9 protein-coding genes are annotated in these 10,277 nt (G+C 45.7%); all 9 read right to left on the reverse strand.

Features of this window, described 5'->3' with window-relative positions:
• Positions 1–54: 54 nt before the first annotated feature.
• Positions 55–1,527, reverse strand: coding sequence for a sodium/proline symporter PutP (putP, locus tag DXX92_RS05860; protein WP_115999602.1), 1,473 nt, complete (start codon positions 1,525–1,527; stop codon positions 55–57).
• Positions 1,528–1,658: 131 nt separating this feature from the next.
• Positions 1,659–2,372: a DUF3379 family protein gene (locus DXX92_RS05865; RefSeq protein WP_115999603.1), complete on the reverse strand. Its 714-nt coding sequence runs from the start codon at positions 2,370–2,372 to the stop codon at positions 1,659–1,661.
• Positions 2,365–2,931 (reverse strand): sigma-70 family RNA polymerase sigma factor, encoded by a 567-nt coding sequence (locus tag DXX92_RS05870; protein WP_115999604.1) that lies wholly within the window; start codon positions 2,929–2,931, stop codon positions 2,365–2,367. The genes DXX92_RS05865 and DXX92_RS05870 overlap by 8 nt, the downstream gene beginning before the upstream one ends.
• A 105-nt stretch (positions 2,932–3,036) precedes the next feature.
• Positions 3,037–4,740 carry a BatD family protein gene (locus DXX92_RS05875; RefSeq protein ID WP_115999605.1) on the reverse strand — a complete coding sequence of 568 codons (1,704 nt, stop codon included), beginning with the start codon at positions 4,738–4,740 and terminating at the stop codon, positions 3,037–3,039.
• Positions 4,741–4,742: 2 nt separating this feature from the next.
• Positions 4,743–6,665 carry a vWA domain-containing protein gene (locus DXX92_RS05880; RefSeq protein ID WP_115999606.1) on the reverse strand — a complete coding sequence of 641 codons (1,923 nt, stop codon included), beginning with the start codon at positions 6,663–6,665 and terminating at the stop codon, positions 4,743–4,745.
• A gap of 2 nt (positions 6,666–6,667) precedes the next feature.
• Positions 6,668–7,669, reverse strand: coding sequence for a vWA domain-containing protein (locus DXX92_RS05885; protein ID WP_115999607.1), 1,002 nt, complete (start codon positions 7,667–7,669; stop codon positions 6,668–6,670).
• Positions 7,662–8,231: a DUF4381 domain-containing protein gene (locus DXX92_RS05890; protein WP_115999608.1), complete on the reverse strand. Its 570-nt coding sequence runs from the start codon at positions 8,229–8,231 to the stop codon at positions 7,662–7,664. Before DXX92_RS05890 ends, DXX92_RS05885 begins: the two co-directional genes overlap by 8 nt.
• The gene (locus tag DXX92_RS05895) at positions 8,219–9,226 is read right to left on the reverse strand and encodes a DUF58 domain-containing protein (protein ID WP_115999609.1); all 1,008 of its coding nucleotides are present in this window, start codon (positions 9,224–9,226) and stop codon (positions 8,219–8,221) included. The genes DXX92_RS05890 and DXX92_RS05895 overlap by 13 nt, the downstream gene beginning before the upstream one ends.
• Positions 9,227–9,236: 10 nt before the next feature.
• On the reverse strand, positions 9,237–10,193 hold the full coding sequence (locus tag DXX92_RS05900; RefSeq protein WP_115999610.1) for an AAA family ATPase: 957 nt from the start codon (positions 10,191–10,193) through the stop codon (positions 9,237–9,239).
• Positions 10,194–10,277: the final 84 nt, after the last annotated feature.

The raw sequence follows: 10,277 nt of genomic DNA on the forward strand, positions 1-10,277 counted from the left end.
CTAGGGCGTTACTCACTTTAACACACAAGGCTTTGGTTAAGGCTTTGGTTAAGGCTAGCCAAGCTCGTCGGTTTGTTGTAAACGATTAAAAATTTGCTCTGGCTCGGTATTGCTAGCATCTACAAATCGGCTGACTAAATAGCCAGCGACAAAAGCGATAATAAAGCCAGGGACAATTTCATATAAGTCAAAAATGCCGCCGCTAGCTTGTTTCCAAGCAACAACGGTTATCGCACCTGAAACAATCGCTGCGATGGCACCAAACTTATTAAATTTTGGCCAAAATAGCGCTAAAATTACCGTTGGCCCAAATGCTGCGCCAAAGCCCGCCCATGCATAACTCACTAAATCAAGCACGCTGCTTTCTGGATTTGTCGCAATTAAGGTTGAGACGATGGCGATTGCGGCTAATGACAGACGTGATAACCATACCAATTCACGCTCGCTCGCATTGCGTTTACCAATGTGTTTATAAAAATCTTCAACGATCACGCTGGAACATACGAGCAGCTGTGAATCGATTGTGCTCATAATCGCCGATAAAATTGCCGCGATGAGTAAGCCTGCAACCCAAGGGTTTAGAATAGCTGATGCTAATTGTAAGAATACCGTTTCAGGGTTCGTTAATGGTTGTTCGGCAAAATATGCTAGGCCAACTAGACCAACGGCTAAGGCGCCGATAAGCGAGATCACCATCCAGATCATAGCGATATTACGTGAGGTGGGAATGTCGCGAGTAGAGCGAATCGCCATAAAGCGGCTTAATATGTGTGGCTGACCAAAATAGCCCAGTCCCCAGGCCATTAAGGAAATAAATCCTAGCCAGGTAAAGTTTTTAAACAGGTTATCGTAATCTGGGTTAATAGCTTCAAGGCTGGTGGCTGTTTGCTCTAGCCCGCCTAAGGTGCTGATCGCGGCGATGGGCAAAAATATAAGTGCAATTAGCATCAAGCAACCTTGAAAAAAGTCGGTCCAACTGACCGCTAAGAAGCCGCCTAAAAAGGTGTAAGTAACAATCACTAGTGCGCCAATAATTAACGCATGGGTGTACTCAAGTCCAAACACTTTCTCAAATAAAATTGCGCCACCAACTAAGCCTGAGGATACGTAGAAAGTGAAAAATAACAGAATAGTGATTGCTGAAATAAAGCGCAGTATGTGGGATTTGTCGTTAAAGCGGTTTTCAAAAAATTCGGGGAGCGTTAGCGAGTCATTGGCGTTCGCCGTAAATTGGCGCAGACGCGGCGCGACTATCAGCCAGTTTAGAAAAGCGCCGATAACCAAACCAACACCAATCCAGACTTCACTGGCACCAGATAGGTAAATAGCGCCAGGTAAGCCAAGTAGCAGCCAGCCACTCATGTCTGATGCGCCAACGCTAAGTGCAGTTACGGCTGGACCAAGTTGTCTGCCGCCTAAGATATAGTCGCTTAACGTATCAGTAGCGCGGTAGGCGATAAAGCCAATAGTTAGTGTTGCGAGTAAATAGCCAACAAAAGTGACTAACGTTGGAAGGGCAATGGTCATAATATTATTCTTGCTAGATGACGGATAATCCAGCCATGCTAACAAGAATCATATTTGGGTGCTACTTCAACCAGCTTTTGCGGGTAACATCTCAATAATGCTGGTTGAAGCTAGGTAGGAAAAAGCAGTTTTTAGGTAGACCACTGAATGTTCTTGCTAAGATTCTTTTTCCATTGTTGCAGTGGCTCGGCTTTGTCACCCACGATAACCACTTGGTTTTTACCGTGCTTAAACGATTTACCATTGAGCTTTTTATCACTAAAAGCTTCCGCAAAAGCGACTTCACTGCGCTCAGGTACAATGAAAACGTTTACTGGCTCTGATTCACCTTGAAACACTAAGTGTAAACTTTTAATGCCATCAAAGCGGCAGTAGTCAGCAGCAATTAACTGACCTAGCATTTCTGTGAAATTGCCATCGAACGTTGACATTTTAGAGTTTAACGAGGCCAAAGTTATATCGGCAGACATATCATTGCTAAAATGATCTTGCTCGTAGTAAACATGCGCCATGGCATAGTCGCCTAAGTTGTCGTAAGCGCTAGAAAACTGCAGCATGTTCACCGTTAACCCAACAGCAAATGCAACTGAGGCCGCAAGAGCTAAGTGAATACGGTTTTTACGTTTTTGCTGCTGGTGGCTTGCCATAGCTTGACGCAATATCAGCTTATTGCATAAATCTTCAGGCACAGGCACTTTTAATGCGCTGGCAATTTTACTGTCTAATTCTTCAATCTCTTGAGCAAACTGCGCGCGTGATTCATCCGCTTGCTTAGCTGCTAAAAATTCGGGATCTTGGCTATTGGGTGCAGCATACAAATGTCGCCTAAACTGCAAATCATCCACTGTAGTTACCTCTTTTCAATGGTTCTTTATCTAAAGCATCTTTAAGTTGATTACGCGCTCGAAACAACCGTGTCATGACGGTGTTTTTGTTAAGACCAAGCATTTCAGCGATATCTTCGCCACTAAAACCACCAATTACCTGAAGCACTAGTGGCTCGCGGTATTCTTCAGGCATTTTTGCGATGCGCTCGCGCAGCCAATGGTTTTCAATTTCTTGCTCAGTACTCGTTGAGAGATGATCGGTAATCGATGCTTCTTCATATTCGCCCATGTCGAAACGTTTACGCTCAAAACGACGCGCATTCTCACGACGTAGAATAGTGATCAACCACGACTTAGCGGCTTTTTCGTCTTTCAACGAGTCTAGGGCACGCCAAGCTCTTAAAAAGGTTTCTTGCACTAAATCTTCCGCTACTTGTTTGTCATGAGTTAACCAATACGCATAACGGAATAAATCTGTGTGTAACGCTTTAACTAAGGCTTCGTATCTAACTTGTTTTGTACTCATGCTGGATGAGACCTTAGCATCGGTTAAATTATTTCGAATTTTTTTTATCATTGAGGATCCGGACAGCTAGCGCCACTGCATATAGTGCTAGCTTAACCGGAACGCGGTTGATAAGACAGAAAAAAGTGCTCCTATCAGCCGCAAATTGGTGTCAATTTAAGGATTTAGCGAGGGGAGGGGGCTAGCTGATTTACTCTGTTGCTGATTACTGATTCGATTGACGGCAGCAACGAGCGCTTTACTCGACCAATTTAATTGGCCTGCTGGCGTATTTGCAGCAAAACAATAACGTTGTAATTCATCAATCGCCATCTGCAGTTCAGTGTCTTGGCTAATCTGTTTTAACTCTGCGATGGTTTCAATCTTGGTAGCTTGGTTGTCGCTTTTGTTTACTTGATTGAACCATGGCACCAACAAACTAATTGCCTTGTGGCCATCTTGCTGCTTACAAGCCGCAATCAAGGCAAGCTGTGCATTGCTAACGGTGCTTGGTGTCGCCTGAGGTGACTTGTCTTGACGGTTACTTCGACTGCGGCGCACTAATTCTGTGATAAGCCAAGCTAGGCTCGTCGCCACCCATAAACCTAAAAATAACCATTGCAACCAATGCGTTTGATAAACCGTTACGCTTTTACCTGAAGCAGGTGAAAAATTATTGCTAGCGATAGGGCTTGTTGAGGCAACAGCGGGGCTAATAGTTTGTTCACCTGCGACTACTTGAATCGTTTTAGCTGGCAATGTCGCCGTTTCGACGCGATTAGTGATGGTGTTAAACCAAGGCACTTCCACCTCTGGCAAGGTGTATTCACCAGGCTGACTAACGACAATGGCAAAATTGCTCACCGCTTGGCTAACATGGCGGCCATTGGTGGCATTTGCATGTGTCGTTTGTTGATCTGGATAGATTTTAATACCGCTTGACGCAGTTAGCTCAATATCTGGTAGCTGTTCTTCGCTAACACCCACTGCGGTTAATGTAATGGTGCGGGTGATAGGTTCACCCACTGTATAGTTTGTACCAGTCCCTTCTGATTGCCATTCTTCGTGCAAAGTTAGTAATTCACTCGGTAACCAATGGCCAATAAAGCTTGCCGGCATAGGTTTTACTTTGATTGGCAACTCATCACCTAACACGCTGATGGCCTTGCTTTCGCCAAAGCTTAGGAAGTTAGAGCGGCGACTAGATTGCATCATAATTTCGCCACTAAACATTGGCGAGCGCAGCACAAAATCACCACTTTGCTGTGGCGTGACTGAAAAAGTACGGGTAATTACGCGATAACGTTTACCATTAACGCGGGTATCTGATTCCTTGTCTTTGCCCACTTGAACAATGGTTGCCCCTTCAAGCTCTGGCTCGGTTAAACTGCCGCGTTTAAGTTCAGCGCCAATATGAATATTGACGGTCAGCGTCAGCATTTGTTGCACATAAACTTCGGTATTTGAAACTTGTGCGGTAATAAATACGTCTCGCTGCTGGCTCGCTGCAGGGTCATTGGCATCAAGCACTGTCAGTGTGATTGGAGTCGTGTATTGGTCTTCTATCGATAGGGTAGGAATGGTGATATTTCCCATCCGACGAGGGATAAGCACGGTTTGCCAAGTGGTCGTACGTGTGGTGTTAAAATTCACCATGCTAGTTTGTGAGCTAACCGATGTGCGACCAACGATAAAATCGGCAAGTAGTGGCGAAGTATCAAGTGCATTAGCGTCAACATCATCATCAGCGACAACGGTCAGTACCACAGACTCCTTAACCGTGACTGGGTTTTTATCGACACTGGCGGTGACTTTCGTTAGCGCTTGGCTTGCTGGTGAAAAACTTAGCCCTAGCATTAGCAAGGCTGCTAGCCATAACATTCTTACCACTTTTTCTTAACTCCGTTGTTTGAACCTTCTTGGCGTCTTTTTTGGTATTCCAGCTGCATTTTATTACGCAGTAGTAAATAAGGATCGTCGGTCACTTTTTTCAGTAATTGCTGATGCTTTTGTGCTTGCTCTTGATCAATCGGCTGTTCACCTGCTGTTGCGGCTTGAGCCTGCTGCTGCGCATTATCTGTTGACTCTTCCTGTTGCTGATCACTTACAGCGCTATCTTGCGGCTGTTCATTTTGTGCAGCGTCTTGCCCTTGCTGCTCTGGTGGCTGAGAGCTGCTATCTGAGCTGTTTTGCTGGTCATTTTGGCTATTTTGCTGACTCGAATTTTGTTGGTCATTGCCCTGTTGCTCATCATTTTGGCTCGCATCATTTTGCTGCTCTTGCTGACTTTGCGATTCGTCACCTTGTGAGCCTTGGCCTTGCTGATCGTTTTGTTGCTGATTTTCTTGCTGATTTTTTTGCGGATCGCTTTGTTGGTTGTCCTGATTCTGATCTGAGTTTTGTTGATTTTGCTGCTGGTTTTCTTGCTGACTCTTCAGCTGCTCAATTAAGGCTTTATTAGCCTGAGCATCGCTATGCTCCGGTGATAGTGCTAACGCTTGCTCATAAGCGTTAATGGCTTCGTCAAACTGTTGCATTTTGGCTAACGCATTACCTTGATTGTAGTACCCTTGCGCGGATTCCAATTTACCAAATGCCTCAGCAGCAGCCTGATAATTGCCCGCTTTATACAGTGAAGAACCTTTCCACATTGGGTCGTTAAAAGTGTTAGCAGCCTGCTCAAATTCCTGCTGGTTGAACGCTTTTTGTCCTTGTTGATCTTTAGTTTGCCATAAGCTTTGCCAGTCAATCGCCATTGCTTGCTCGCTTGGCGTTAATAATAGTAATGCGGGTAACACGCCCAAGAGTAAGCCACGGCGAAAATAAGGCAGCAGTAAAAGAAGTACAACAACCAGTAAGTAAGGACCTGCTTCTTGCCACTGATCGCCTAAGTTTTGCTCGCTTTCGACCAGTTCATCGCTATCAGTACTGTCTTTATCCTGCACTCGTTTAGCATTGCTAATTAAAGCGTCAATATCATAGCTGTCGCTGCGAATCGTTTGGTACTCGCCGCTACTTTTACCGGCAACGCCATATAAGAATTGATCTGATAATTTCGGCACGACAATAGCACCGCGATCATCTTTCATCAGTTCACCGTTTGGTAATTTGATGGGGGCACCTGCTCGTGTGCCAATGCCAAGTATATTAACCGTATGCGGGTATTGAGCTGACCAATCATTTAAATCTTTAACGTCTTCTTGGTCGATACCGTCGGTAAACCAATAAATATCCCCTTCAACATGCCCCGCATTGGCTAGCATCTGCTGGGCAAGATCAAGTGCAGCTAACGGATTGCTACCTAGTGCTGGCATTAACTCTGGGCTTAACGATGGCAATAATAGTTTAATGTTATTGATATCTTGAGTTAGCGGGCTAATAACAAATGCATCACCAGCATAAGCTACTAAACCTATGTCTCCTTCGTTCAGGTTGTCGAGTAAATCAACGGCCTTAAAACGGGCTCTGGTTAAGCGGTTAGGCGCTAAGTCAGTGGCATACATGGAATAGGACATATCCATGACAATCACTGAGCCACGTTCAACTTGATAAACTGGCTGGGGCAACTTTTGCCATGTTGGACCAGCCAAAGCGACTGTCGCTAATATAAAAATCAGGCTGGCGGGAACAACGGATAAACCTTTGGTTGGGCCACCTTGCTCCATCATGCGTACTGCCAAATGTGGCGGTAAAATGTTAGACCAGCCGCTGTGACTCACTTGCAAGCGTTTGACTAACCAAATAATTAGCGGTAGTGCGAGTAGGGCGATTAACCACAGTGGTCGAATAAAATGAAATTCTGACATAACTAGGCTCCCGAATCTCTAGATAAGCGGCCAGTAGGCAGGTTAAGCCACACTAAATGCAGTAACGCGATAATCAGAGCTAACGCAAGTGGCCAGAAAAACAGGGCGGTCAGCGGGCGCATTTGTTGTTGATCTTGCTCAACAGGCTCTAGCTGATCGAGCAATTGATATATCTGCGCCATTGATTCGCTGTCACGAGCACGAAAATAACGACCACCCGTTTGCTCAGCAAGTTCAGTTAAGGTTTTCTCGTCTAGCTCACTGGACGGGTTAACTTGGCGCATGCCAAAAAGCGAGCGTTGCAGCATAACATCTGCGCCAATACCGATAGTGTAAATGGTAATGCCTTTGGCAACGGCTAGTTCCAATGCTTGCTCTGGGGTAATTCTTCCTGCGGTATTTTGACCATCGGTGAGTAAAAGCAACACACGGTTTGACTCTTCTTTTTGCTCAAAGCGTTTTACCGCAAGGCCAATCGCGTCGCCTATCGCGGTTTTTTGGCCAACTAAACCAAGTACTGTTTCATCGAGCATTTGCCCAACGGTTTCGCGATCAAAGGTCATCGGAGTTTGCATATAAGCGTCGTCACCAAACAAAATTAGCCCAAGGCGATCGCCAACGCGGCGCTCAATAAAATCGCCAAGTAGTACTTTAAGCATTTGTAGGCGGTTCACGGTACTGCCGCCTAGCTCCATATCTTCAACGCGCATACTGCCGGATAAATCAACGGCAATCATCATTTCACGGCCTTCGGTTGGAATATCAATGGGCTCACCTAACCATTGGGGGCGGCTGGCGGCAAGAACTAATAACAGCCAAACCAAAGACAATACGAATATCGGAAGTTTTTTATTGGTATCCGCTCGTGCACCCGCATCTAACCCTGTGACAAGTGCTGGGACTTTTAAGGCTGCAACTTGTGCTTGGCGCTTTGCCGGTAAAAAATACACCAACAGTGGCAGTGGCAGCGCCAATAATAAGTAAGGCCAAGCAAAACTAATCATCTTGACCTCGAGTAGTTGTTTTCATCGTTTGTTTCACGTTGCTTTCGTTAGCTGTGTTTTTGTTATCTCTGTTTTTGTCATCTCTATTTTTGTTAGGGGCGGCAGCTAAAGCATGTTTTTTTGCAGGTAGTGCATGAGTTAACCAAAAGCGTATTGCTTGGTTAAATTTAACTAGGCTTAACTGCGTATTGGCTTGATAAATATCGCTAAGGTCTTGTGGCATCAGTTGTTCAAAGCTTGCTTGTTTTTTCAACGGCAGCGCGGCAACTAAGAAGGCTCTTAACTCACGGCCAAATAAGCTGGCTGTTTCTTGCCGTGGAAAGTAACTAATCAGCGCTAATTTTAGCAATTGATTGCTGCTTTCTAATGTTGTTGAGCTTGATAGCGCCGTTAGGATTTGTCGCTTTGTTTTACGCTCTTTACGATAGCGAATAAACGCTAGCACGGCCCACACAATGCAGCCAATAATAAGCACCAATAGCAGCCACCAACCGGGCGCAATCGGCAAGTTAGTCACTTGCTCAGGCAGGTGAATATCTTTAAGTTGCGCTAACGGATCCATTGGTGTGCTCCGTCTATCAGTTGTTGTTCGAGTGACTCCCCCGCAGATAAGGTCAGCAACCTTGCACCTGCTTGGCGAAACAGCTGTTTACGCGCTGCCATTAAGCTGTCAACTTTGGTTTGATAAGTTTGCGCGGCGTGCAGATCGCCCAAGGTTACCTGTTGACGTTGCTCACCGTCTGTCATTGCCACGTTGAGGCGCTGAGCAGAACTTGGCAGCGCCACTTCTAATGGATCAGTGATCAAGCAAACAATCAGCTCGCAGTGGCGACTTAATTGCGATAAATGGCGAACACTTTCGCTGCCAATCGCATGCCCGTCGGTAATTAAATACACTAAGCTTCCGGGCTTAGCTAGTTGTCTTAGGCGCTGACAGTTATCGGCAAATGCGCTAACAAAATCTTGAGCCGCTAGGGCTTGCTGATTAGCAAAACTGGCGGCATGCATCGTTTCTAAGTGATGCAAATAATGTAATACCCCTTGCTTGCGCGAGCGAGGTTTGCATTCTTGGTGGGTGGTTTCGTTAAATACCATGCCACCTAATCGGTCGCCTCGTGCTTTTGCGTGCCATGCAACAAGGGCGGCAATATGGGCCGCTTGTACTGACTTACACAACAACTGGCTACCAAATAACATGCTGGTGCTCAAATCGGTTGCAACCAGCACAGGGCGCTCAATTTCTTCACGATAAAGCTTGGTATGCGTTTTTCCGGTACGTGCGGTTACACGCCAGTCAATCGCCCGAATATCATCACCGTGCTGGTAATGACGCACTTCGTCAAATTCCATACCACGGCCTTTACTGCGCGATAAGTAATTGCCAGACATACGTGATTGCTGATTGCGCGATGCTTTTATATCAATCAAGCGGGTTTTACTTTGATAGCGCAAGAGCTCTTCAATACTGAGCGTCAGGCCATCGCTTTGTAACTCGTTTAAGGTTTGCGTTATTGCGGCAAACTTGCTTGTGTCGGCGGCGCGACTAAACCACTTCATCACAAACCCACTAAGCGATTGCCACCAAAGATAATAAGTGGCTGATCACTTGGTTCGTGGTCACGCCTTCGGCTTCGGCTTGGTAAGTTAGCAGTAATCTGTGTCTTAGTACGTTATGAACAACGGCCTGAACATCTTCTGGGCTGACAAAGTCGCGATTATGTAACCAGGCACGGGCACGGGCACAGCGATCTAGGGCAATCGTGGCACGTGGGCTGGCGCCAAAGGCTAACCATTGTTTTAACTTGTCGTCATATTTTTCCGGCTGGCGAGTGGCAATAATCAAATCGACAATATATTGCTCAACCGCAGGTGCCATATGAATTTTTAAGACTTCTTCACGGGCGGCAAAAATTTCTTCTTGCGATAATGTACGCAGTGGCTTGCTTTCAGTTTTTAATGCTTCGCCACGATTGAGCTTTAAGATTTCTAGCTCACTGGCAGCGTCTGGGTAGCTGACATCAAGGTGCATTAAAAAGCGATCAAGCTGGGCTTCGGGCAGTGGGTAAGTACCTTCTTGCTCTAGCGGGTTTTGGGTTGCCATCACCAAAAACAGCTCGGGTAATTGATAAGTTTTACGACCGACGGTAATTTGCCCTTCAGCCATGGCTTCAAGCAGTGCTGATTGCACTTTCGCTGGGGCACGGTTGATTTCGTCGGCTAAAACTAGGTTTCTAAATAATGGACCAGACTGGAACACAAAGGTGCCATCTTCTGGGCGGTAAATATCGGTACCAGTTAAATCAGCAGGCAAGAGATCAGGGGTAAACTGAACGCGATGAAAATCTGCCTCTAAGCCATCCGCTAACGCATTTACGGCGCGAGTTTTGGCAAGTCCTGGTGGGCCTTCAACAATTAAATGACCGTTAGCGAGTAGGGCGATTAACAGGTTTTCGACCATATCTTGCTGGCCAATAATTTGTTGAGATAAGTGCTCTTTAAGAGTTGAAAAATGCTCGATAGTCATAAGAATTGTTTACTATTTATCTTCTATTTTTATGTATTTACGACAACACTAAGGGAAAAGTTAGTGACTGCCGAGAATATGACG

The sequence above is a fragment of the Thalassotalea euphylliae genome, from assembly GCF_003390395.1.
Taxonomy (GTDB): domain Bacteria; phylum Pseudomonadota; class Gammaproteobacteria; order Enterobacterales; family Alteromonadaceae; genus Thalassotalea_F; species Thalassotalea_F euphylliae_C.